The organism is Paenibacillus sedimenti (assembly GCF_014534655.1).
GTDB classification, from domain to species: domain Bacteria; phylum Bacillota; class Bacilli; order Paenibacillales; family NBRC-103111; genus Paenibacillus_E; species Paenibacillus_E sedimenti.
Window position 1 is genome coordinate 100004 of record NZ_JACVVD010000015.1, and the last position, 24767, is coordinate 124770.

A 24767-nucleotide genomic window follows, 5' to 3' on the forward strand; every position below is an offset into this window, starting at 1 on the left:
GTTTTCGACATTTTTATCCAATGTGCCTTTAGTTAGGCTTTGCAATTTTCGTGTGGATAGGCATATTCGTAGTAAGGACAGGACAGCAGCTACGTTGATCGGCGCAGTGAAAGGCTGATCCCAGATAGGCTGAACTCGCTTCGGCGGTTTAGTATAGATTTACGACTAAATTAGGGAGGGAATAGAAAAGAAAACGAAATTCAAACAGGTCGTTTTGCCCGCAATGGGCTCAATCTTGAAAGGAGGTCTTTAAATGAAAGGGTTTCTGCCAAAATGTAAACGCTCTCTTTCTATCGTATTATCTCTGCTAATTTTAGGCGGCGCCATACCGGTTAGCAATGTAACCGTACAGGCTGCCGAAGCTTCAGCCATTGCACCCTATGCCTCTTATGATTCCACTGTGCCGACGCCGCAAAATAGCGCAATCATCAATCCGAACTATGACCGAAGCTATGACAACTATGTGGTCAAAGGTCCGACAGGACTCGTCCACCCGGGTATTCTGCAATCGCGAGCGGATCTGAACACCATGAGGGATATGGTTTGGCTCGGGAAAGAGCCTTGGGCGTCTGCATTCGATACATTCAGAAGGACTCCCGAATCTTCGAAAAATGTAGCGATCTATGGGAACGGAGGAACGCAAAAGGAATTCGTTTATTCCCAAATCTCCGACAGCAACGGGGACAAGCAATTGCGCCAGGATGCCACGACAGCCTATCAACAAGCGCTCATGTGGTACATCACGGGGGATCAGGCTTACCTGAACAATGCCAAAAAGGTATTGGACGCGTGGGGCAATGGTCTCAAGCAATTTTTCAATACGACGGAGCCGGCCAATTGGGATACTGTCGCACAGGTGTGGGGGGCATCCAGCGTTCTCAGCTCCGGTGTAGCAGGTCAGAAGATGGCTGCCGCGGCAGAAATTCTTCTCTATACGCCAAGCTCCGGGTGGTGCCGGGACGCCCAAGGCAATATCGATTATGAAACAAAGAAGGTCTACGATAATTTCTTCAGACTCATCTGGCAGGAAACGAACAAGTGGTACGGATTTTTCAATCAAGCGGCCGTAGGGAACATGGGGTACATGTCCATTTCCATCTTCCTGGACGATATTAACGGTTATAACGAAGCGGTGGAGCGTTTTGCCTACAATAAAAAAGCCGTAGACGAGGCAAATAAAACCGGAGCAAACAGCATCAATTTCTCGGTTGCCGCGATGGTATTGGATCATGGACAGATCGTCGAGATGGGACGCGACCAACCTCATTCGGGCGGTGACGTTGCGGCGCTCGGCGCAGCGGCCCGAACCATCCATGTCCAGGGGACGAAGCTTGATCCTGTAACCGGGGTGCCGGTTGCCGAGGGCGGGGTAGGCCCCTACGAGTTCCAGAACCAAAAGCTGCTAAAGGCCTTATCCTATTATTCGAAATACAATGCTGGGTACGATGTGGACTATATTCCCAATGTCAACGGCTTGGGGCAAAAGACCGAATGGTCCGCCGTCAGTCCGGCGGGACGGGGAAGCGGAACGGATATCGCTTCCATCTACAATCATTATAAATATGAGAAAGGATATTCCGGCGGTATTTACGACGAATTGTACAAATATCCCGAGCTCATGATGTACAATCTTGAAGGCCAGTCCATCGATATGCCGGGCTTTGGTCAGCTGCTCTTTACCCCTGTGAACGGTGCCTTGGCCACGGAGCCGAAGGGCCCGCCGCAGCCTTTGCAGGAAAAGGGAAATTTATATGGTCTATATAACCGGTACCCGGCTGTACCTTTTTCGTCCAACAACGCAGTTTGGTTTAAGAACGGCTTTGTAAAACCCGGAATCGCCAGTTATCTGGACGAAAACGGTTTTGTCCAATACAAAGCCGAAGGGACGATGAACGGCAACTGGATCGGCTACGAAAACTTCGATTTCGGTTCGGTTCCCGCAGATACGCTCGCGTACAACTATTCCGTGAACTCGTCGGAAGGGTCGACCATCAGCATGTACGTTACCGAGCCTGACGTGAAGCTGACCGACGAGACCATGGCCCAAACAACGCCGACAGCCGTCTTTCAGGTCCCCAATACAGGATGGTGGTCCGTACAGAACACCTATGTTCAAAAATTCGATAACATCGGCGATACACTGAAAGGCAAGAAAAATCTGTATTTCAAAATTACGGGTTCCGGCAACGTTTATAATTTTGCCGCCGAATCGTTCTGGTTTCAATTTTCGGGCGGATTTGCCAAAACCGATAACAAGGCGATTGAAGCCCCTTATACGAGCAGATCAGGTTATGTGAAAAACGAGTCGGCGAATAATGTTACCCTTACAGACGGCGGTTATATCGGGTATCGCAATATGAATTTTGACAGCGGAACCGTACAGATGCAGTTGAATCACTTAGCCGAAGGAAGCGGGATGCTCGAAATGAGGCTGGGAGGCCCGCAGGGCCAGCTCGTCAAGACGTACTCGATTGAGGATACAGCAGGCAGCAAGGTGACCGCCGCGTTCGACCATCAGAATGATGAGATGATTTACGGCAATAACGGAGGCAATAACGATCTTTATTTTGTCTACAAAGGGACCGGGTCTCTGACCTTTAACAGCTTTAAATACGTAACGCCATCATCTTCCGGAACGGTTCAGTCGACAAAGACGGAGGGTGGAAGCTATTTATCCGATATATACGGCAACGCCGAGAAAGTTGGGGATAATGTCGTATTAAAAGGAGACAGCTCCGCAGTCGCATATCGTAATGCCAACATGGGGTCCAAAGGTAATGACCGGCGCTTTATGGTTTTGCGGGTGAAGAGCAGCGAGCCTGTTGTCATGAAAGCCATTGATCTTGGCAATGGAAATTTAGCCGCCAATGCCGTAGCTGAATTTGCTGTTCCGAATACGAACGGAGAGTTCGTAACGATCGCATACGATTTGGCGAAATCGGGTTATGCTGCGCGAGAAGGCGGGATTTTTCTCAGGCTGCAAGCAACCGGTGGAACTGCCGATGGCAGAGTGGAAGTCGATTACTTCAGTTTTGACAATAACGATCTCGAGTTTGTCGATCTGCTGCAATCTGTATCCATTGGGTCCGATCATCCGGGCAATCCTTCCATCGCAACGGCGGGAGATACCGTGACCTTATCGTTTACCGCCAGCGAACCGATCGATAGTGTTGCCGTTTATTTCGGCAGTACGAAGATGGATACCGTTTCCACAGATGCCCGTCATTTTACCGTGACGCAAAAGCTTGGAGAAAGCTATAAGCCCGGCAAAGTCCAGTTCCGCATCGACTACGATCAAGGTGCGAATTTCGGGAAATCGGTCAGAAGTACGATGGACGGCACCTCGGTGACTATCGTTAATGAAGATGGGCTCATCAACGATGCATTCAAGAATCTTTCTTTGATTGATTCAACACCGGGTCGAAGCATCGATACGACAAAACAGGTCGTGTCCAATCTGTTTGACGGGAATGAAGCCACCGCCTCCGATTTTCGCTCCACTAGCGGAGGCTGGGGCTCTTGGGTTGCATTTGACCTCGGCGATCAGGATAAAGTGCAATTAACCCAAGTAAAATTGCTTGCAAGACAAGACCTTCCCGCCCGGGCGGCAGGTGTTGTCATCCAGGGAACCAACCACATTGATTATGAGCCGTGGGTGACGTTGACTGCCCCGGCTGCAAATACGGTGAATTGGCAAACGTTAACGGTCCAGAATCCGAAAGCCTACCGTTATATCCGGATTTTCAATGGGGCCCAATGGTTCGGCAATCTTGCCGAAGTCAAGTTCTATGGTACCGTCATCCATACGGGAAGCCCGGTCCTTCTGGACACGGTAACGCTAAAGTCGGATAATCCGGAGGATTCTTCCTTAGCCGTGACGGGGAATACGGTCACCTTAGATTTTGCTGCCGGTAAAGCTCTTGAGAATGTCAAGGTTTATTTCGGCGATAAATTGATGGAGACCGCTTCCGACGACAATCTTCATTGGAAAGCCCGGTATACGGTTGGAACTGCTTATCAAACGGGCAAAATTTCATTTGTGATCCTGTACGATAATGGGCCTGTCGTGACCGGTACCACGGACGGTACGTCGGTAACGGTCATTGACCCGCTTCAGATTGCATTGGATAATGCGGCAAAGCTTGAAGCGGGAAATTATTCAAGACTGAGCTATTATCTGTTCAACCAAGAAGTTGAACGCATCAAAGCGGAAATGAATGCTCCGGGTTATTCTGATATGAAAATTGCCAAGGAGCTTTACGATGCGAAGAGCTTGCTTGCCCGCAACCCGTTATCCATCTATTCGTTTGAAGGAAACGCCGATAATGCATTCGGGTCTGGCAACGGGACGGTTTCCGGCACTCCTGCGTACAAAGACGGGAACGTCGGGAAAGCGATCGAAATGAACGGCACCAATAGCTATGTCACGCTGCCCTCTGCGCATCCTCTGTCCAGTTACAATCAGATCACCGTGTCAACCTGGGTGTACTGGAAGGGCGGAAACCAATGGCAGCGAATCTTCGACTTCGGTAACGGCACTAACCAGTACATGTTCCTGTCGCCGAGATCGGGCAACAACACGCTGCGTTTCGCGATCAAGAACGGCGGCGGCGAGCAAATCGTGCAAACCTCTCAGCTTGCAGCGGATGGGTGGGCTCATGTGGCGTTGACACTCGGGAACGGTACGGCGAAGCTGTATGTGAACGGCGAGGAAAAGGCATCCTCTAACGTCACGATCAAACCGAGCGACTTCAAACCGAAACTAAATTATATCGGGAAAAGCCAGTTCTCCGATCCGCTGTTCAACGGCATGCTGGACGAATTCCGTATTTATGATCATGTATTAAGCGCTGATGAGATCCTTCAGTTAGCAAACAATACGGCGCCGCAGGGGGACAATTCCTTACTGGCGTACTTGCTGGATAAAGCTGCAGCGCTTGACGCCAAGCTTTACGCCGAATCGAGCTGGCAAGCAGTTGCGGCAGCCGTCGAGAACGCAAAAGCATTGGCATCGAATGCCGATCAAGCTGCCATCGACGCTTCGGCCGAACAGCTGCTGACTGCGCTTGATGCGTTAGAATTCGACAAGACGCCGCCGGCGGACGCAGCGTTGTCGGCAGATATTACAGCGCCAACCAACAGCGATGTCACAGTAACCATCAGCTATCCGGACGACGCGGCAATCAAAGAGTACAAAGTAGGAGATAACGGTACATGGACAGCGTACGGCGCTCCTGTGGTTGTTTCCGAAAACGGCACGGTATATGCAAGAGCAACGGATGCAGCGGGCAACGTATCGAATGAGACGAGCTACACGGTCAGCAATATCGACCATATTGCGCCTGCCGATGCAACTTTGGCTGTTGATACCACAACACCAACCAACCAAGGCGTCACCGTGGCGATCAGCTATCCGGACGACGCTGCGGCGAAGGAATACAAAGTAGGCGAAAGCGGCGAATGGACAGCGTACACCGCTCCGGTCGTTGTTTCCGACAATGACACCGTGTATGCAAGGGGAACGGATGCCGTAGGCAACGTCTCGAACGTAACCAGCATGACCGTAAACAACATCTATAAGATTGCCCCTGTCACCACCGCAATTTTGAATCCGGCTGCGCCTAACGGCAAGAACAGCTGGTACACGATGGATGTTACCGTAAGCTTGTCCGTATACGCCAGTGTATACGGAGGCGCCGTAACAACAGAATACCAGGTGAATGACGGTTCGTGGATTGTTTACAACGGTTCCATTCCTGCCTTCGGTGAAGGAACCTATAAGCTCGGTTACCGCAGTAAGGATCAAGCAGGCAATGTCGAGCATCTCAAAACCGTCGAGTTTAAAGTTGACAAGACAGCGCCAGCGCTATCCGTGCAGCTGGATAAGACGTCGATTTGGCCGGCGGAACATAAAATGGTGACGATCAATGCCACGCTGAATCCGAGTGATGCTACATCGGGTATTGAATCTGTGGTGTTAACGTCTATCACGAGCAATAAACCGGATAGCGGTCAAGGCGACATTCAGAACGCCGATTTCGGAACAGCCGACACTTCATTCAGCTTGCGTGCGGAAAAAGACCGAATCTATACCATCACGTATACGGCAACCGATAAAGCGGGCAACAAAACAGTTGTAACTGCAACTGTCACCGTGCCTCACGATCAATCCGGAAATTAATAAGTAAGTAGAATTCAGTTTCGGGAGGAAGGCTTTGGTGCCTTCCTCCTATAATAAATGGGGAGGAAATAGCAAGATTTTCCATGAATCAATAACTAAAAAAGGAGAAAAGTAAATATCATTCCACTCTCTGTTTTAAAAAAAATCTATCAAATGAGTTATGGCATAGAGTGTAGTTCATTAAGGGGGGGGTCCATTTGATATCACAAGATTTATTCTCAAAGATAGCTCAAACAAATTTGTCACTTCCATTTCGACTAAGCGCTGCAGGCTATGTTCGCAACCCAGTTTGTTGTTTTACAGAGGAGAGTAGTGATTGTGAGATTATATTCTGTGTAAGGGGGAAGGGACTATTTCGAATAAATAGCCAGCCTGAATTTGTAATTCAAGCTAATCAGTTGGTCATTATTACGCCTAGTACAAGTTTTGAATATAAGTCATTAGATGAAAAGTGGGAGATTGCGACAATACGATTTGATTGTAACCTAATGCTCCTTTTGCAATTTCGATTAAAAATGAACAGGCCAGTAATTGTGAATTCTTCAGATAGAATATTAGAGTTGATAGATGCGCTATGTATATCAGAAGATTACAGAGACAGAGCGTTAAAGACTTCTGAGATCATTTATTCTTTGTTAGTAGAAGCTAAACTTCAAACCATAGAACTACACTTAAGTACAAGTTCTCCTAATATAACAATTCAGAAAGTCGTGAATTTTATCTGCGGTCATTACTCGAGCAAACTTAAGGTAGACGAGATTTCTCGAATGTTTGGTTATACATCGCAGCACTTAAATAAATTATTTAAAAACGAACTGGGTCACTCCATTTATCAATATATTTTGAAAGTTCAATTAGAACAGGCGGCATGTTTGCTTGAAACCGAAGAAATGACTGTTGAGCAGGTGGCAGAAAATATTGGTATGGAGTCTAGATCATTTTATCGGTTGTTCCAAAGGCGATACAAGGTTTCACCCGGACAATTCAGAAGGGCAATGAGAAAATCGATGTAGATTCTGCACAGTACTATTTAATGTATTTTGGCGTCCAGCGACCATCTTTTAAGATGCTTGCTCTCAGAGTGAAAGTAAACCGTAGGCATTAATGTCTACGGTTTTATTAGCATTAAAAAAAGGTTCCCTTTAGGGAACCAAAAAGAAAGCGCATTCGTAGGAGGAGAAGGCGCTATAATTTATGTTCACTCTGTAGTTTCTACTGCTTAGAGACATTTAGAGACATATGAAACGTTTAAGATTACTGTTATAGTAAATTGAGGGGTTAAATTTATTTAGAGGTCGTGAAAATATGGGATACCTGAAAAAATTGCCAATAAGAATCCAGTTATCCGTATTGGTTATTCTCATTATCGTTATCGTTATTTTTATTATATTTACCAATTATTTCAAAGCGGCTAAAGTGGTGGAAAAGAAAAATAACGAATATTTTACGGAATTGATCGCTCAAATGAATCAAACCATTTCATCCAACAGCGATGTTGTGAAGCGGATCGTTCAAAATATTTCTTATAACTCACCCATTGTTCAACAATATTTGAATGAAACCGACCCGATGGCTAAATATGCAAAATATACGCAACTGAAAAGCTATATTTCAGACATGATCAGCATGAAAGACGGTATTTTAGATATCGCGCTGATCGGAAGCGACGGTACGAAATTCAACATCAACGGTGATATCAATAACCTGTTCCCGCTAAAGGACGAAATACCAAAAAAACAGCTTCATTATTTTTCAGAAATGAAAAACCTCCCCATCAATAACGAAAACAAACATGTATTTATTGCAGGAGCTCAAATCTATTCCATCACGAACTTTGAAAACACCAAAGAAATCGGCACTCTCATGATTGTTTTGGATGCAAACGCTTTATTGGGTTCCTCAAACAGCCCGATGCGTCCGAGCGGAGGTAAGATATACATGGTGGATCGTAAAGGCAATGTTTTTTTTACCAATGATGACTCGGTAAAGCCCGGAAGCGCCTATTCAGACATTTTGTCATTGGAAAAAGATGGGTCATATATCGTTCAGCAAGGCGTGATTCCCGATATCGGGGGGGAAATCATTTTTAAACTGCCGCAGAGCGAGCTTTTGAGTGGTATAGGAGATATACGCAAGCAATCATTTATGATCTTCATTATCTCATTATTATTATTGGCCGTTCCTTTTTTCCTAGTGATCAATAACATTCTCCAGCCTTTGAAGAAGCTGATACGTTTAATGAATGAAATCAAATTAGGAAAACTGAAAAACCTTCAAAAGCGAATCAGTGTGGAGGGATATGCGGAAATCATTGTAATGGCAAACGAGTTCAACGAGATGCTGGATGAAATTGACGACTTGACTCATCGGCTGTTGGAGAGCAAGACAAGACTGTACGAAGCAGAATTGGTCAAAAAGCAGTCCGAAATGGCGTATTTGCAAAGTCAAATCAACCCGCACTTTTTATACAACACGCTGGAGTCTATCAAAGGAATTGCAGCGGAAGAAGGGGTTGACAAGATTTTTGATATGACAAAAGCTCTTGCCCTTGTTTTCCGCTATAGTATCAAAGGAACGGATATGGTCCCTCTTCGTGAGGAACTAACGATTATCAAAAGTTTTATTTACATTCAAAAAATTCGGTTTGGAAACCGGTTTGAAGTGAAATATCATTTTCCCGAAGCGATTTTGGAGTGCAAGGTACCGAAAATGATCCTGCAACCGATCGTGGAAAATGCGATTTTTCACGGGATTGAACCTAGAATCGGAGAAGGCTCTCTGCAGCTTAAAGGAGAGATTTCAGGGAATATAATTCTCCTATCCGTTCAAGATAATGGAGCGGGCATAGAAGCTGAAAAACTTTGTTTGATTAAGGAAAGTTTGTCTGCTGGGCAGGGGCTAACAGACAAAATCCATGATCGGACCGTCAACATTGGTCTGGCAAACGTAAATAATCGGATAAAGTTGAATTATGGGAACGAGTATGGCATTATGCTCAAAAGTGAGACAGGTATGGGAACAGAAGTCGTCATCATGATACCGTTTGGGAGTGGCAGCGATGTATAAAGTTTTTCTTGTTGATGATGAAGAATTGGTTATTAAGAGTTTAAAAGCAAGCGTTAATTGGAATGAATACGGGTTTGAGGTTGCCGGTTATGCTTTGAGTAGTGCGGAAGCGTTCGAAGCGATATCGAGCATCAAACCGGACATCGTGTTTACGGATATCCGGATGCCCGGCATGAGCGGCCTTGAACTCATTAAAAATTTAAAGGATACGTTCAGTCGTGCTCTGTTCATCGTTGTGAGCGGTTACGCTGAATTTGCGTTCGCACAAAAAGCGATTAATTACGGCGCTTTCGGTTACTGTCTGAAGCCATTCGACGATGCAGAGATTATTGGTTACTTAAAAAAAGCCAAGGTGATTCTGGAAGACCGCGAAACTTCCATTGCAACAGATATTTTGGATTTCATTGAGGAAAATAATGAACAAGCAAGGGAAGGTTTACGTAAGGCACTGATCTTATCGGGAATCGATATGGAATCGGCGAATGGAATGAAGGCAGTCGTTTCGATTGGAAAAGATAAGCTGAAGCTTTACGGATTACGAGGCTGCATCGCCTTGAGAATAGGGTTCGGCAAGTATGCATACCTTGTTCAGAATAGCCCGGAGAACAGTTTGTTCTTCAATACGCGAGAAGCTGAAGCAAACGGTACCAAGGGGATCGGGACCAGCAGCGTTATATATAAAGTTGATCAGATCAAAGAAGCCATTCATGCGGCTGAGATAAACGCTTATTGCTATTTTACAACAGGTAAAGAATGCAGGCTTTCAGACGAAGCAGCCGACCTACCGGAGAAAGATTATTCCATAAAAAAATTGGTTGAAGCCACCCGCAATAGCGATATGGTTGTCATTTACGATTCGCTTGATGAGATGGGAGCTTTATTTGCAAACGGGCAATTGCATATGAAACATGCTCTGATTGCGTACAATCAAATCCTGTCATTCGCCCATAACAGCGAAGAAGAACTATACGAAGATTACATTTATTCCTATGACCAACTGACAAGCTTGTTCAGTACCGTTCAGGACATGCTGCTGTTCCTGAAAGGGCTGTTAACGGAAAAGCTCAAAACGAAAAATGAATGGAAACCGCTTCATGTAAGAAATCGAACATTCAACGCCATTTATAAATATGTCAATGAAAATTATTGCAACGACATATCAATTCCAGACATTTCCAAACGATTTAATGTGAATGCTAATTATATAAGCCAGTTGTTTAAGAAGGAACTCGGGACGACGTTTACAGAATATATGGCAAAGTTACGGATCGATTACGCTTGCCAATTGCTGACGACCACAGATCTTCCGATGAATGAGATAGCCGAAAAAGCGGGGTATAATGATTACTTTTACTTTAGTCGAATTTTTAAAAGAATGATGGGGAATACGCCAAGCTCCTATCGGGCTGGTCGATAAAAGGAAATTCCGGCCGGGACCAGGTCGGAATTTTTTTTTCATGTATGGACGCTGCTTAGAAGTACATGGATTGATTTTAGCATCTTCAAAGATAAATCGCTTACAACCGATTCAAATAATGCAACTTTAACTAAGATGCGTGAATGTTTCTGTCGACAAAAAACCTTTATGATGGACTTATAAAGAAAATGACAGAGGTGAAACGGATTGGAGAAGCAGGAGTCACTTGAACTACAAAGCAGCATAACCTTGCGGCCGTCAATCAAACAATTGTGGAAAGAAATCGCAAAGCATAAGTACCTTTATGTTCTTGTAGCGCCGATCGTTATTTTTTACATTATTTTCTCCTACATTCCCATGTACGGAATTGTACTCGCTTTCAAAGAATTCGACTATTCCAAAGGAATACTGGAAAGTCCATGGAATCATTTTCAAAACTTTAGAGACGTTTTCGGAAATCCGGATTTTGTGGTCGCCTTTCGCAACACGATTCTGATCAGTTTGGGCAGACTAATCATTGAGTTTCCGATTCCGATCTTTCTGGCCTTGCTGCTGAATGAAATTTCGAAAGGCCGAATGACCCGCATTTTTCAAACCGTTTTCACCTTTCCACATTTTATCAGCTGGGTCGTTCTAAGTGGAATTATTGTTGGGATATTTAGCGATCAAGGCATGTACAATCAAATCCTTACGGTTATTGGACTTGAAAAAAAGTCTGTATTGACGGACGGTCCCAGTTTTACCGCCGTTTTGTTCCTGTCGAATATATGGAAAGAGGCAGGTTGGTCGTGCATTCTTTATTTGGCAGCTATCGCAGGAATAAATCCGGAGCTGTACGAAGCGGCAGCCGTCGATGGCGCCAATCGTTTCCAACAAATGAAGGCGATTACTTGGCCGGTCGTGAGATCAGCCGCGGCTATTCTCTTGATATTGGCCGTAGGTCAAACTATGAACGGCGGTTTCGATCAGATCTTTAACATGTACAACCCCGCTGTCTATAAATATACGGATATTCTGGACACTTACGTATATCGCAGCGCATTTACGGATTCGACCGGATTCGGTTTTGCTACGACTGTTGGCCTTTTGAAGTCTATAATCAATTTTGCTTTGTTATTCGGAGCCAACTACCTCGTCAAAACCATTGGTAAGGAGGAGGGCTTGTAAGTGAAAAACAGAATTAATCTAACCAATCTTATCATTACTCTTTTCCTGGCTATCTTTGCTCTTCTTGCTTTGTTTCCATTTTATCAGACGTTGATGTTGTCGTTCTCGACCGTAACCGATGTCGGTTCGAGCAGATTGTTCTTGTATCCGTCAACGTTTGATTTGTCATCCTATACGTATTTATTTATTGATGGGAAGGTCACTCGAGGGTTATTCATATCCGTAATCGTAACCATAACAGGAACCGTTTTCAGTCTGATCGTAACTACCGCCGGAGCCTATGCCTTGTCCAAAAAGTCATTGCCTGGTAGAAACCTTATCTTTAATTGCATTATTTTTACGATGTTCTTTTCCGGAGGGTTGATCCCATACTTTCTTACCTTGCAAAAGCTTCATTTGCAAAATAGTCTGCTTGTGATGATCGTGCCTCTTGCCGTCAATACCTTTTATCTTATTCTGATGAAAAATTTTTTCAATACGATCGAGCCATCGTTGGAAGAATCGGCCAAAATCGATGGCGCCCATGATATTACGATTCTGGTACGGATTATAGTACCTGTATCCATGCCGATCATTGCGACGATGATATTGTTTTATGCCGTAGACCGTTGGAATGAATGGTGGTTGCCTACGCTTTTTATTAACGACACGAAATTGTATCCGCTTCAATTAGTATTGCGAAATGCCTTGACGAACATAACCTCAATTATTAATAACGCAGCGGGCGCTCAATTGGCAAAGGGAACTCAGAATATTTACGGAGATTCGGTCAGATCCGCCATGATTGTGATTTCCGCAGTCCCCATTATAATGGTTTATCCGTTTATCCAGAAGTATTTTGCCAAAGGAATCATGATCGGATCAATTAAAGGTTAATAATACTAGCAAAAGCTATTATTATAAAAAAAAATTAAAGGGAGAGTTTGTATGAAAAAAAGAAAAAAAACGGTTGTGTCGGCCGTAACATTTATTGCTCTGGCTATGGTCTTCGCCGGTTGCGGCAGTAATGAAAAGAAAGAGCAGGCATCTTCCTCTTCAACCACGCCGAGCGCTTCCGAATCTGCGACCAAAGCAAACACGAAGCAACTTACGCTCAACGTTTCTTGGATGGGGATTAAAGATGGATTCGACGCTTCCGGCGCCAAGGATGACGCCATATTCAATGATTTGCAAAAAAAATTCAACATTACGGTTAATCCGGTACAGGTCACCTGGAACGACTGGCAGGACAAGGCGAAGGTGTGGGCGGCTTCCAGTCAACTGCCTGACATTTTCCCTAACGTTATTGCGGTAGAAAATCCCAGCTTGTATGCTTCGTGGGCTAAACAAGGTGTTATTAAAGCGCTTCCGGACGATTTAAGCAAATATCCGAATATTGCCAAAATCATGAAGCTGCCTTCCGTTCAGCCGCTGAAGGTGGATGGCAAATTCTATATGGTTCCAAGAATGACATATAACGATTCAAGCGATTGGGTTATGGACAGAGCAATTGTTTATCGTAAGGATTGGGCGGCGCAAGCAGGTTTCACATCCGAACCGAAAAGCTTTGATGAATTTGTCGCTATGATCAAGGCCGTCCAGAAGCAGCATCCCGGTACTGTTGGAATTGCGCTTCAAAACAAGTCTTTTTTGAATACGATCTTTCTTTCAAGCTTCCCTGAAATGTCAAATAGCAAGTCTTGGACGAATGAAGGCGGAAAATGGATGCCTTCCTATGCCTCATCCAAAACAGTGGACGGAATCAAACAGTTAAGACAGCTTTATTCAGAGGGTCTGCTGGATAAGGATTTCGGGATCCAGAAGGAAGGGGACGGCTTCACGAAGTTTATGAACGGCCAAGCTTTCATCTCTTTTGGCTCATCGTTTTTTGGCACTGCCGCTAACGTCGATACATTTAAAAAAGCGAATCCCGGTGTAAAGGTTGCGGATGCGGTTGGATTTATGAATATTTGGCCTGCAGCGGACGGAAACCGATATTCATTTGTCGAAACACCATACTGGTCCGAGATTTTCTTCAGCAACAAGCTGGATGACGCCAAATTCGACAGAGCGCTTCAATTGATTGATTATATGGCCTCCGAGGAGTATGACGCATTAACGAGAAACGGTATTCAAGGTGTAGATTACAAGATTGAGGGAGGTAAAGCTTTATCACTGCTAAATGCCGACGATTCACTCAAAAAGAAATACCCGATCACAGACGCAATGGGTGCGCTGGCATCATGGCGCGGCGGATTCTATAAAGCCGGTAAAGTGGTCGTCAATTCCAATCCGGACGTGGCTGCCTGGGAGTCCTATGATCATGATACTTTTGTGAAATTGAAGAAAGAAAACAAACCAGCGCCAATCAACTTCGATGTTATGTTAATGACCACACCGGCGAAAGACAAACTCGGAGCATTTTACTCAGGCGCTCAGGACGATCTCATCAAAGTCATTCTCGGGAAAGACGATCCTGTAAAGATGTGGCAAGAAGCTATTAAAAGCTATGATGCCAAGGGTCTGCAAGAGGCCATTGCCGAAGTGAATGCGAAGGCTAAGGAGTTGGGTATTAAATAATTTTACTAGATATTTACCGTTAGCAGAATGATCACTGCCTCATATTACTTTCATTCTGATGACCGCTAGTTTCCTTTGTGAACTAGCGGTTGTTCATAGATTGGATGTTTTACTGCTGAAATTTATTCAACTTGCTTTTTTGAATAGGAGGAATGATGAGATGAAAGGACCGCTGTACCGCGATCCGATCTATGACGGAGCTACGGATCCCGTTCTTGTATGGAACAGACAATTGAAGGAATGGTGGATGATCTATACGAGCCGACGTGCGACCGCTGAAGGCTCGAATGTTGCCTGGGTGCACGGAAGTGACCTTGGCGTCGCTTCCTCGAAGGATGGCGGTCAAAATTGGGTTTACCGGGGAACATTGCCCGGGCTTGATATTGAATGGGGCCGGAATACGTTCTGGGCACCGGAAATCATTTGGCACGATGGCCTGTACCATATGTATGTCAGCTACATTCAAGGCGTACCGGACCGTTGGGCGGGGAATCCGCGCCATATGATGTATTATACGAGTCCGGACCTGCTGACATGGACTTTCCGTTCGCCCATACAGCTCAGCTCTAACCGGGTCATAGACGCATGCATCTACAGGATGCCGGACGGACGTTTCCGGATGTGGTATAAGGATGAAGCTAATGGTTCCGTGACATATGCGGCAGATAGTATGAACCTGTCGGATTGGAAGGTCGTCGGGCCGATCCTGACTCATCAAGCGCACGAAGGACCCAATGTTTTTCGGTACAAGGGTTACTATTGGATGATCATTGATGAATGGAAAGGGCAGGCAGTATACCGTTCGGACGATTTGGAGGCGTGGGAGCGTAACGGTCTGATTCTGGATCAGCCCGGCAGCAGGCAAGACGATGATTCGTTCGGATATCATGCGGATGTTGTCGTTCAGGATGAGCAAGCTTATATCTTTTATTTTACACATCCGAAGCACAGCTGCGATTCTAGTGCCGTCATGTCCTACATGAACCAACGATCAACTGTTCAAGTAGCGCAGCTCAATGTAATCGATGGCGTATTAATATGCGACAGGAACCAACATTTTGAGCTGAATTTGCAGGCGGAAGATGAGAGATAAGGCGGGCAACGTACAGCACGACAAATCCGGCAAAAAGTAACCCTACATGAACGAATCCCCATTGGCCTACTCGACCGGTGGGGTATTTTTATGTCTTCGCATATACTCTTTCACGGCCTCTACCACAACATCAACCATCTTCTTATTCTGTTTCGCGGCGAATATCTTTAACTCCGTATGGAATTGATCATCGAAATCAAATGTTGCTTTTTTCTTATTTACAGGTTTCTGTATACCTGTATTTACAGTTTCCTGTATTTCTTGACTCCGCCGTTTTCCTAATAACTGCTCAATCGCATCACGCTTGGACACGCTGCTCCAGCTCCTCGACAAAATTTCTATAATTGCTTAGTGCCGATGTATCCGTATTACTGTATTCCTGTATTCCTGTAATAGAAAATTCCTTGATTCTATTTTTACGCTTTATTTCCGTTCGAAACACAACTTCCTCGTATTCCCTCCTTACTCTATCAATGATTGTTTTATCTATGATTGTTCTAGAATCGATCATTGTTGGCAATATGCCGCATAAAACAAGGTTCAGCTTTTTAACCTCTTTAATGTGAATCATTGTTGCGATGTATCTGTCCAGCGCGTCATAACACATGGGTTCGCATTGCAGCATGACGATTGCATAGTCTGAAGCCACTAAACCATTAATCGTGTGCTCTCCGAGATTTGGAGGTAAATCAATAAGTATGTAGTCGTATCTGGCCTTTACTTTATGTAGTGTATCTCTCAAAATGGTTGAACTCATTGAAGGATTTTGATGGATAAGCATGGGCAGAGTTGCAAGCATTTCATCAGCCGGAATGAAGTGAAGGTTGTAGGTTAACTTGCGGATGTAGGGGGTGGGATTCATGTTTTTACATGCCTCAAAAATAGTCATTTTGGAGTAATCGTGTATATCTCTTTGAGTAAGAAACTGTGTTAAATTGCCTTGGCTATCGAAGTCCACACAGAGAACCTTGTACTTCTTAGAGAGAAGATACCCCGTGATGGCCGTGGTTGTCGTTTTGCCAACGCCGCCTTTTTGATTACCGATTGAAATAATGGCTCCCATAACCTATTCCTCCTTATTTCTGTAAACCTTTATTCCTGTATATAGTTCTACAATAGCTCTATTTAAAAGGGGGTCATGGACGTTTTTGTTTATTGAGGTAACAGGCAGGATTTTTGCGTAATGGAGAATCGTAGGTGGGGAATAATACCTTTATAGGAAGGTGGTGCAATCAGTCTTGAAGAAACTTTTCCGTTTGTTGATTGTTATCGGGACAATTATTCTCTCTACTCCTCAACCAGTTTGGGCAACTGAGGGAGCAGAAGTTTTCGATATAAGAAAAGGTGATATTGTACTTACAATCCCCAATTCAAACTTATTGCAAAACCAGGTAAAGGAGTGGTTATCATCTGCAAGTGGTATTGCGGGTTCGTTTAGAATTGAGCCGAGCGATGGCATAGCGATAAAGATTCCGCTTACACCCCCTTGCAAGATTAGAAATAAATGGATAAGCGGAACAGTCACAGAAGTAATTCTTTTTATCGGGAAGTTAGATACCTACAACCCAACCCTGCTGGTCTTTACAAAGGAAAATCATCTTGTGGCGGTCCATATTAAAAGCAAAGATTTGAAAACCTTTCTTAAGGAAAACAATCTGTACAGTTCAGACTTAAATTTAGGTGCCCCTCACTAAACTAATGGATAACAAGAACCGCCCTCCAAAACTATTAACTTTGGAAGGCGGTTCTTCTATTTGCATGAACTCAAAAGAGTATCGTCCAACCTGGATTAACTTGATTCTTCGTATAGGAGGCTCCGGCGACTTTTAGGCCTTTACGGTCAAATAATGTAATAATATCACCCTTGTCTCGGAAGAAGGCAGGCCCAGCGATAGGGATGGTCATAAATTCTCCAGGTTCGATGATGCCATGAATCTTGTGCTTTTGCTTAGCCTTGTTTGCGATGGCCCAACCAGTCAAATCTATAGCCCGATCGGAAGCATTCAGCAGAGTGACTGTTTCGCTGCTGCCGTCTTCAGTCTGAACGACGACCCCGGCGATTCGAATACTGCCGTCCACCTGAGCCGGTGGCGAGCCGGTATCAGGCACTGGTTCCTCCGTGGGGTCAGGGATTGTGTGGCCAGTCGTATCGTCGGTGTGCCATGACTGCGACTGAAAAGCGAGGAATACAGCGACCCACTTGTCTTCGGAAGGGAAGTGAATCAACAACCCCCCATCCTGGTAGACACCGTCGTCTTTGGTAAATGTGCCGCTGTTACCTTGATTCATATGAATATCGTGAATGCCATTGCCTGGTTTGAATCCGAAAATTTTGTCCGGCCTGCCGTGTTCAGGCCCCCATCTTTCACCGAATGCGTAGAGTACAGCATCATCGGTTTCCATCGCTCGTCTAATGTAGAAGTCAAGCTTCTCATTCAGATCGTTGTCTCTACCCGGTATGTTGAAAGCCAGTGGCAGCATGTTTCGGCGATCGAACAGATTACTGCGAATATAATCGAGTGCCTGTCCGTCAGGCTTACTGGTAAGCGGTGAAAAACCAAATGGCATAGCAGGTAATTCGGCCGTCGTGACATGCTGAAAATTTTCAATCGTACAGTAAAGCAACTCAGAAGGGCTAAGCTGGGACTTGACATTAATCGCTATACGGAAGTGTTCGTTATTTGCACTAGCGTGCACCTGATAATGCGCGTTCTCGTTAGTGCCGAGACGCCGGTCAAGTATTTTGCATTTGAGCAATCCGTAGGGATGGATGGGCATCATGTTCCTCCTTCAATCCGGACTGGATAATGTCCGTTATTCACTTAAATAACTTTTCCACATAAGGGGGATTATTCCTCTTTGTATTCGTTGTAACTTTTTGTAAATAGGGATCTGCTGGGGGATTTTTATTGAAGCTATGATTGATGTAGCCGGTGGCACGGCGAATTTGTATGGCCATTCTTCGGGTGCCGTGCTAGCACTTGAGGCTGCACTGCGACTGGGCAGAAAAGTACCATAGTTCGCGAAATGGGTAAGGACCGCCCCCACTATTGGAAGCGGCCTTATTATTTTCATGGGGTTCGTTCACGTATGCACGATCGGTGGTAGGCGTAGATCTCTCGGAGAATATGTTAGAACGAGCTAAAGGTATGACCGAAGATCCACAAATCGAATATCGAATAAGAACCGCCCTCCAAAACTATTAACTTTGGAAGGCGACACTTTATCAAAAAAACTCATTGTCCGCGCTCTGCGAGAGTGCGTTTTTTTTGTGCTTTGTATTTCAATTTTATTGTTATTATAGCTGCTTTTTGAAGCTAGCCCTATCAATCGTTCATTTCTGCTATGTCAAGCTGGCGAAGACGAGTTTGTTCGGCTATCATGTCGATCTCGGTGATCTTGCCATCCACGATCTTGATTTCGAGTACAAAAAGCAGTCGACCGCGAGGAGCCACAACAGCGCCCACAGATCCGTTCACAAGCACCGGCCGTGCACCTTGGGCACGACCAAGGAATCCCTCGGCCACGGCATGAGCACCGTGCACAACCGGCCATGCGGCAACCGGCGGGAATGCTGGGTCGTTACGGAGCACGACTTCGGGGTCTAATACCGTAAGAAGTTTCTCAAAATCTCCTGAGCGCGACGCAGCCAGAAAAGCATCAACTAGCTCCCGCTTTCGCTTGAATTCCGCCGAATCCGCGGTCGTTTTCGCCACCTGAACCCGACGACGCGCACGGCTTGCAAGCTGTCTTGCTGCAACCTCGTTACGCCCTATGATCGGTGCGATCTCCGAGTAAGACAAGGCGAATATATCGTGCAATACGAACGCAATGCGTTCGGCGGGATTCAAATTTCCGAGGACCATCAGCATCGCAAGACCGACAGATTCGGCCAGCAGCGCTTCGTGTTCGGGATCGCTTCCGTCTTGTCGGCTGCTAACCGGCTCGGGTACACTCACCAGCGTAAGATCCTCACGCCGCGATTTGCGAGATCGCAGCATATCCAGACATACTCTGGATACGATCGTTGTCAGCCATCCTCCCATATTCTCGACTCCGCTAGTATCGGTGCGGCTAAACCTTATCCACGACTCCTGTACGGCGTCATCCGCTTCGCTTAAAGATCCTAGCATTCGGTAAGCTACCGTATGCAGGTGACTCCGATACGCCTCGAATTGTTCCGCAAGCCCATGATGATCGTTCATACGATACACTCCTTCTTTCGTTTCCTATTATATTTATATGTCGTACGAAATTCAGCAGATGTGACAGAAAATTTTTTCACAGAATCGGTCACGTTTCTTTGCCGACTTTCGACATAGTAAATGACAAGGGAAACCGGCCATTAAGAAAGTTGAGGCATACCTGGTGTCCCGACAAAAACACTTAAACTTAGGAGATGATTGTTGTGAGTACGAGTTTGATCCCTTTTCTTGAAATGAACGGCAGCACGAATGAGGCTATCGATTTTTACGAGAAAGCTCTGGATGCCAAGGTTATGTATAGACAGCGATTCGGCGATACGCCGGGAGATGCGGAATCTTCACTGTCCCCGGAAAAGAAAGACTGGATAGAGTACGCTATCTTGAAAATCGGCGAATCGGAGCTTCGGCTCACTGATTACATAACCGGAAACGGTTACCAGAAAGGGACGCAAGTGACCATCGTAGTTCAAACCAATGATAAAGACAAGGCTACCCAATATTTTGAAGCATTGAAGCAGGGCGGTCAAGTGAATGAGCCGCTGCAGGCAAGTTTCTTCAGCCCCGCTTACGGCAATGTAACGGATAAATTCGGCATCACGTTCCGAATTCTCACAAGAGGACATCAATGACCAATCACTGTTGGTTAAAATAAGGGAGGAAATCCAAATGACTATTCTTTTGATCGTTCTTCAAAGTTTGCTGGCATTATATTATGTATTTTCAGGCACTGCAAAGACCATAGGGGCCAAATATTGGGTCGACATTTTCAAGAATCTCGGAATACCGCAGTGGTTTCGTGTTGTTACCGGCGTCGTCCAGCTAATCGGTACCGCTTTACTCATCATCGGCTATTGGTATGCGGAGGCGGTTACATGGGCCTGCATCTGGCTTGGAATAACGATGTTGCTGGCGTGCCTCGCGCATTTCAGGGTCAAAGATTCGATCGGCAAAACGGCGCCGGCCCTCATGTTCACTGCGTTAATCCTTATTCTAACCATCGTGAATGTGGCGGTCTGATACTTAAACTTTTTTCCACTCAACGGGCAGATTATTTCGAACGTTGCGGTTTTTCGCTCCATTACTCCTTCAGGCGCTGAGCGGGGCTCCATTCCTGTGTTATCAGCATGGCAATATGATTAAGCTAACTGAAAATTATAGCTCAATCAATACCGGAAAATGGCATCAGGTCTATTTGATCTGCTGCCATTTTTCACCTAAAGGGCAGAAGGGATAATTCAACGGAATATAAATATATATTGATAAAAAGGGGTGGTGTTTATGGGCAATGACTTACTTGAAATTACACGTATTTCGATATTTAGAATGTGTGAGCATTACCTTCCTAAATTGAAAATGCCTTTGAATGTATAGCTGAATGGTTTAGTGGTGTTCTTCGACCTATGTATACATTGGTTTAACTTGGGAAATAATAACGTTTATTGCGTTAAAATAGAAATTAGAGATAAACCTATTTACCGGATAATGTTCGTAAATAAAAAAAATATCCATAATGGAATTAAAGATTGAATGAAGTATTGCCTGCAATATGTTTTATTTCTCCTTTCGGATAAGACGCAAGAATGAAGAAGTTGTGATCAATGATCCAGCTTCTTTTTTGTTATATTTGATCGATGAAGTTAAAGGTGCGCTAAACAAAAGGGCAGAATAGTTGAATAATCTGGGAATGTATGGTACCATTACAAGAAAAGAACGTACGTTCGCTATTTTTTTGTTTTTTCATTATAATGGCTCTTAATTCGTAGGAGGAAGTTATATGAGAGAAATTGTAAGAAATGATATTAAAGAAGATTGGGTGCATTCTGGAATTGTTGAAGCTGGTGATTTTGCATTCATAAATTACTGTGTTGGAAATATTGGTCAATCTATTGAGAATCAGATTAATGGTGCATTTGACCATTTAGAGAGGCGACTGGAATCAATCGGTTTAACTTTAGAATCAGTCGTTAAGATTGATTGTATGTTTAGAGATATTTGGAATATACCTGTGATGGAAAAGGTAATCAAAGATAGATTTAATGGTAAGTATCCTGCACGAAAATCAATACAAACAGAATTTGCACATCGTGGCGGAGAGGATGGACTTCAATTCCAACTTGATGCTATAGCATTTAAAGGTTAGTCTCACAATTAAACAGGCAGATTGTAAAGTAGGTCACTTTCTAAAATGAGCAGGAGATTTGATTTCAATAGTCTTTTATTATTTCGCTAACGGAAAACCTTAGTGTAATAGTAACGAAGGTGAATCCGAGCATTATCAAGAAAATTGCCGCCGTTTTAGCCGATATTCACCGGCTGCCTCCGGATGGATTGGAGGGTAGGGCGCTAGCTAGGTATGAGGTGGCTGCTGCTCGACCGAATTGCTGGAGTGCCCAAACACGCGGTTACGATGAAGAAAGTAAGAAAAATCATCAGGGACAATCGATTTTTTAAATGAGAGTATGCTGCTGTAAGGGCAGTTCTTGCTCGATTTGGACATGATGTAGACTTTTACGTCAGTCACTCCCCTAAAGAGTCAAGGTTTATAAGATTAGATTTAAATTGTTAAGCTAACGGATACGTTAGTTTGAATAAATCGACGATTTACTTCGAAATAAAGGAGGGGGATTATGGGATTATTTGAGCAACAATTAGAAAAGTTAATTGCTTGTTCAATAGAGCTACTGACCAAAGAAGGTATTGATGCAATAATGCACTACTATCGTCATGATGAATATGAAATGGCCTTTGAAGGCTTGTTAATTGAACTTACAAAAGTAGGACAGTATCCGCCTAATTTTGTGTTCCATGAATGGAAAGAACTCGGGGAGCATTATAAACTTGATAAGGAATCGATATTTGACGAATTGATATGGGAAAAGTTTTTGAATTGGGGCAAATCTTTTTAAGCTAACGAAGAACTATAGTTGAACGATGAAGCTGCCGGCATGATCGGCAGCTTCATTGCGTTAACGGGCGGGAATGTTCAACTAACAGGAGTTTAGTGAAAAAAAGGATATGATTGGAACTTTTATAAATAATGAACGTCTTAATTTATAGTGGGAGGGGTTTTATGAGATATAAAAAGTGCTTAGTAGCAATATTTTCAATGGTTATGTTAGTATTTGCAGGTTGTTCAAATGGTGTAAGCAAGGAACAAAGAATATCATCTATGTTATCAGACGAAGAAGGTAAATATTACATCACAATATTGGGAGCTTCACAAAATATTGAGAAGAAATTTGAGAGTGAAATTTTTCAAAATAACATAAATAAGATATCAGGATATTATTTAAATGAAAACCCAAATGATGCGGAAATAAGGGATTTAGAGGTAAAAGAAACGCCAATATTTATCGTTTTTGATAAAGAAAATGAAGTTTATAGAACCAACAACATAAACGATTTAAATGATTACTTAGTTAAAAAGTAATTAGTTATGTATTTTATAATGGGTTATTAAACAAACAAACAAACTGATACTATAGCTCCATAACTAGATCAGGTGGGCATCCTGTGATAAACTCGATGCCTGCTGTACTAATTGGCAGTAAAGTTAAAAATGAACCTGTAGAGGATTTACACATATACATAACTAAGATTTCTTGGAGTTGTAAGCCTTTTTTTTGACTTGGAGGTGGGGATATAATTTATCGATATATTTTCTATGCGTGTATAGCTGCCGTTTTTGTATTGTTAATTGGAGTCGGACGTGAAGCCCAAGAAATTAAACTTGAGAATATATTTCAGTTTATCATTTCGGTTTTGATTCTAATCATTATAGAATGGGTGTTTCGTTTCCTAGTTCATAAATTCAAATAACTAAATGCTTTTGGAAATACATTGGGTATTTTTGGTAAAAAAATTAGCGATAAAGGTGCGATTATTTATTACTTCATTCAACTACCATGAAAGAACGGATTAACTTTCATGCTCTGTGGTGCAGTGCAAGATGCATGGATGGCTAACGGAGAACGTTAGTTGAAAAAAATAGCTGGTTCACCAATGAGGTGGTTTTTATTTTGGTTAAAAATCAACAAAACATGATCCATTAACTGCCATTACATTTTTTTGAATTTTAACACATAATTAAAAATATCTAATTTTTGTTTCATAAGAAAAAGGTGGCAACATACGTGCAAAAACAGAAAAACCTAGCGGGAATCAGAGGCTGGCTACTATTCTATGTGAGTTATTCAATTGTTGGAGTTTCAATCAATCCATATTACATATTCAAGATGATAGAAGAGGTACTAGTATGGGATGTTGAAAGTGTGTATGCTGTTGGTTCTTATATTTTACTAGAAGTTCTTTTTATCATTTCTCTTTTTAATTTATTAAAGAAGAACAAAAATGGACCATTGATTACAATCATAACTGAATTTATAGCGATATTATTTAAAATAATTGATTTCTTTTTCTCAGATAGAACACTATATGATGTTCTTGATTCAGCTCTAATAATTATTGTAGGAATGATATGGATTTTATATTTTAAATATTCGAAACGAGTAAATACAACTTTTTGATTATATCTCAAGAAGGCATTGGCATCAGATACCCATTCAATTCAACTAACGGAAACAATAGCAATAATTCCGTTATCATTATGAAAAAAGGCTTCATTATATTTATGATCTTTCCGAAGAAGAAGAAAACAAATAGTATGAACTTAGCTCTTCATTCGTGCGGTTGAAGAGCTTTTTATAATTCCATTTGGAAAAATGTTATCGATCTCGAAGAATTGGGAAGAGATACAAGTTGATGTTGAGCATAAGATCATGCTATATTATCGTTCCTGCCTCGGATACGAGTTGAGAAAAAGAAATAGCGAGAATGATATGGTTAAAGATACCACTTGATGTTGAGAATGAGAATGTGGTACATTATTATTCTTGTCTCGGAAACGAGCAAACATTGTTCTTTGAAAACTGAACAACGAGTGAAGAAGCACGGTCACGCAAGTGACCACAATTAAGAGATTGCAAAATCTCGTAGAAATAACTTGATCGATGAAGATTCATGGATGTACGACCGCGTTTAAGCGGAAGTTATTTATGCCAATCGAGTAGTCGATTCGAG

At 43.5% G+C, this 24767-nt stretch carries 19 protein-coding genes and 2 pseudogenes; 16 read left to right on the forward strand and 5 right to left on the reverse strand.

Annotated features, from left to right (window positions below):
* Positions 1–253 precede the first annotated feature (253 nt).
* The 8 genes from ICC18_RS28845 to ICC18_RS28880 all read left to right on the forward strand — a co-directional run bounded on the left by ICC18_RS28845 (position 254) and on the right by ICC18_RS28880 (position 15483).
* Positions 254–6181: a LamG-like jellyroll fold domain-containing protein gene (locus tag ICC18_RS28845; protein WP_188177874.1), complete on the forward strand. Its 5928-nt coding sequence runs from the start codon at positions 254–256 to the stop codon at positions 6179–6181.
* Between the two features lie 197 nt (positions 6182–6378).
* Positions 6379–7194, forward strand: a complete 816-nt coding sequence (locus ICC18_RS28850) for an AraC family transcriptional regulator (RefSeq protein WP_188177875.1) — start codon at positions 6379–6381, stop codon at positions 7192–7194.
* Between the two features lie 292 nt (positions 7195–7486).
* A complete protein-coding gene (locus tag ICC18_RS28855; RefSeq protein WP_188177876.1) occupies positions 7487–9247 on the forward strand; it encodes a sensor histidine kinase in 1761 nt (586 codons plus the stop codon).
* The gene (locus ICC18_RS28860; protein WP_188177877.1) at positions 9240–10664 is read left to right on the forward strand and encodes a response regulator transcription factor; all 1425 of its coding nucleotides are present in this window, start codon (positions 9240–9242) and stop codon (positions 10662–10664) included. Before ICC18_RS28855 ends, ICC18_RS28860 begins: the two co-directional genes overlap by 8 nt.
* Positions 10665–10871: 207 nt before the next feature.
* Positions 10872–11831, forward strand: a complete 960-nt coding sequence (locus ICC18_RS28865) for an ABC transporter permease (protein ID WP_223192964.1) — start codon at positions 10872–10874, stop codon at positions 11829–11831.
* Positions 11832–12707 carry a carbohydrate ABC transporter permease gene (locus tag ICC18_RS28870; protein ID WP_188177878.1) on the forward strand — a complete coding sequence of 292 codons (876 nt, stop codon included), beginning with the start codon at positions 11832–11834 and terminating at the stop codon, positions 12705–12707.
* 51 nt (positions 12708–12758) lie between these two features.
* Positions 12759–14390: an extracellular solute-binding protein gene (locus tag ICC18_RS28875; protein ID WP_188177879.1), complete on the forward strand. Its 1632-nt coding sequence runs from the start codon at positions 12759–12761 to the stop codon at positions 14388–14390.
* A gap of 160 nt (positions 14391–14550) precedes the next feature.
* Complete coding sequence (locus tag ICC18_RS28880; RefSeq protein ID WP_188177880.1) at positions 14551–15483, forward strand: family 43 glycosylhydrolase; 933 nt, start codon at positions 14551–14553, stop codon at positions 15481–15483.
* A gap of 66 nt (positions 15484–15549) precedes the next feature.
* On the opposite strand, the gene ICC18_RS28885 is transcribed toward ICC18_RS28880, so the two are convergent.
* Positions 15550–15795, reverse strand: a complete 246-nt coding sequence (locus tag ICC18_RS28885) for an RH3 domain-containing protein (protein WP_047672745.1) — start codon at positions 15793–15795, stop codon at positions 15550–15552.
* Entirely contained in the window at positions 15782–16546 is a 765-nt protein-coding gene (locus tag ICC18_RS28890; RefSeq protein ID WP_188177881.1) for a ParA family protein, read from the reverse strand. Before ICC18_RS28890 ends, ICC18_RS28885 begins: the two co-directional genes overlap by 14 nt.
* Before the next feature lie 175 nt (positions 16547–16721).
* Between ICC18_RS28890 and ICC18_RS28895 the strand changes: the two genes are divergently transcribed.
* Positions 16722–17177 (forward strand): hypothetical protein, encoded by a 456-nt coding sequence (locus tag ICC18_RS28895; RefSeq protein ID WP_188177882.1) that lies wholly within the window; start codon positions 16722–16724, stop codon positions 17175–17177.
* Between the two features lie 70 nt (positions 17178–17247).
* On the opposite strand, the gene ICC18_RS34070 is transcribed toward ICC18_RS28895, so the two are convergent.
* Complete coding sequence (locus ICC18_RS34070; protein ID WP_312029622.1) at positions 17248–17592, reverse strand: lamin tail domain-containing protein; 345 nt, start codon at positions 17590–17592, stop codon at positions 17248–17250.
* 18 nt (positions 17593–17610) lie between these two features.
* Positions 17611–18261 (reverse strand): annotated as a pseudogene (locus ICC18_RS34075) (DUF2278 family protein); the annotation flags it as partial.
* A 314-nt stretch (positions 18262–18575) separates the two neighbouring features.
* On the opposite strand from ICC18_RS34075, the pseudogene ICC18_RS34080 reads away from it, so the two are divergent.
* Positions 18576–18662 (forward strand): annotated as a pseudogene (locus ICC18_RS34080) (class I SAM-dependent methyltransferase); the annotation flags it as partial.
* 147 nt (positions 18663–18809) lie between these two features.
* Here ICC18_RS34080 and ICC18_RS28905 read toward each other — a convergent pair.
* The gene (locus ICC18_RS28905) at positions 18810–19688 is read right to left on the reverse strand and encodes a sigma-70 family RNA polymerase sigma factor (protein ID WP_188177883.1); all 879 of its coding nucleotides are present in this window, start codon (positions 19686–19688) and stop codon (positions 18810–18812) included.
* A gap of 194 nt (positions 19689–19882) precedes the next feature.
* Here ICC18_RS28905 and ICC18_RS28910 point away from each other — a divergent pair, with 194 nt between their 5' ends.
* The 6 genes from ICC18_RS28910 to ICC18_RS28935 all read left to right on the forward strand — a co-directional run bounded on the left by ICC18_RS28910 (position 19883) and on the right by ICC18_RS28935 (position 24214).
* Positions 19883–20317, forward strand: a complete 435-nt coding sequence (locus ICC18_RS28910; RefSeq protein WP_223192965.1) for a VOC family protein — start codon at positions 19883–19885, stop codon at positions 20315–20317.
* A 37-nt stretch (positions 20318–20354) separates the two neighbouring features.
* A complete protein-coding gene (locus tag ICC18_RS28915; protein WP_188177885.1) occupies positions 20355–20705 on the forward strand; it encodes a DoxX family protein in 351 nt (116 codons plus the stop codon).
* A gap of 757 nt (positions 20706–21462) precedes the next feature.
* Positions 21463–21828 carry a RidA family protein gene (locus tag ICC18_RS28920; protein ID WP_188177886.1) on the forward strand — a complete coding sequence of 122 codons (366 nt, stop codon included), beginning with the start codon at positions 21463–21465 and terminating at the stop codon, positions 21826–21828.
* A 487-nt stretch (positions 21829–22315) separates the two neighbouring features.
* Positions 22316–22594, forward strand: coding sequence for a hypothetical protein (locus ICC18_RS28925; protein ID WP_188177887.1), 279 nt, complete (start codon positions 22316–22318; stop codon positions 22592–22594).
* Positions 22595–22758: 164 nt separating this feature from the next.
* Positions 22759–23118 (forward strand): hypothetical protein, encoded by a 360-nt coding sequence (locus ICC18_RS28930; protein WP_188177888.1) that lies wholly within the window; start codon positions 22759–22761, stop codon positions 23116–23118.
* A 703-nt stretch (positions 23119–23821) separates the two neighbouring features.
* The gene (locus tag ICC18_RS28935) at positions 23822–24214 is read left to right on the forward strand and encodes a DUF2569 family protein (protein WP_188177889.1); all 393 of its coding nucleotides are present in this window, start codon (positions 23822–23824) and stop codon (positions 24212–24214) included.
* The last annotated feature ends 553 nt before the right edge of the window (positions 24215–24767 follow it).

Excerpts from the sequence above, each read along its gene's own strand:
- ICC18_RS28915 (WP_188177885.1), top strand. The coding sequence starts at position 20,355 with ATGACTATTCTTTTGATCGTTCTTCAAAGTTTGCTGGCATTATATTAT.
- ICC18_RS28875 (WP_188177879.1), top strand. The coding sequence starts at position 12,759 with ATGAAAAAAAGAAAAAAAACGGTTGTGTCGGCCGTAACATTTATTGCT.
- ICC18_RS28925 (WP_188177887.1), top strand. The coding sequence starts at position 22,316 with ATGGGATTATTTGAGCAACAATTAGAAAAGTTAATTGCTTGTTCAATA.
- ICC18_RS28930 (WP_188177888.1), top strand. The coding sequence starts at position 22,759 with ATGAGATATAAAAAGTGCTTAGTAGCAATATTTTCAATGGTTATGTTA.
- ICC18_RS28905 (WP_188177883.1), bottom strand. The coding sequence starts at position 19,688 with ATGAACGATCATCATGGGCTTGCGGAACAATTCGAGGCGTATCGGAGT.
- ICC18_RS28920 (WP_188177886.1), top strand. The coding sequence starts at position 21,463 with ATGAGAGAAATTGTAAGAAATGATATTAAAGAAGATTGGGTGCATTCT.
- ICC18_RS28910 (WP_223192965.1), top strand. The coding sequence starts at position 19,883 with ATGATTGTTGTGAGTACGAGTTTGATCCCTTTTCTTGAAATGAACGGC.
- ICC18_RS28860 (WP_188177877.1), top strand. The coding sequence starts at position 9,240 with ATGTATAAAGTTTTTCTTGTTGATGATGAAGAATTGGTTATTAAGAGT.
- ICC18_RS28890 (WP_188177881.1), bottom strand. The coding sequence starts at position 16,546 with ATGGGAGCCATTATTTCAATCGGTAATCAAAAAGGCGGCGTTGGCAAA.
- ICC18_RS28845 (WP_188177874.1), top strand. The coding sequence starts at position 254 with ATGAAAGGGTTTCTGCCAAAATGTAAACGCTCTCTTTCTATCGTATTA.
- ICC18_RS28880 (WP_188177880.1), top strand. The coding sequence starts at position 14,551 with ATGAAAGGACCGCTGTACCGCGATCCGATCTATGACGGAGCTACGGAT.
- ICC18_RS28855 (WP_188177876.1), top strand. The coding sequence starts at position 7,487 with ATGGGATACCTGAAAAAATTGCCAATAAGAATCCAGTTATCCGTATTG.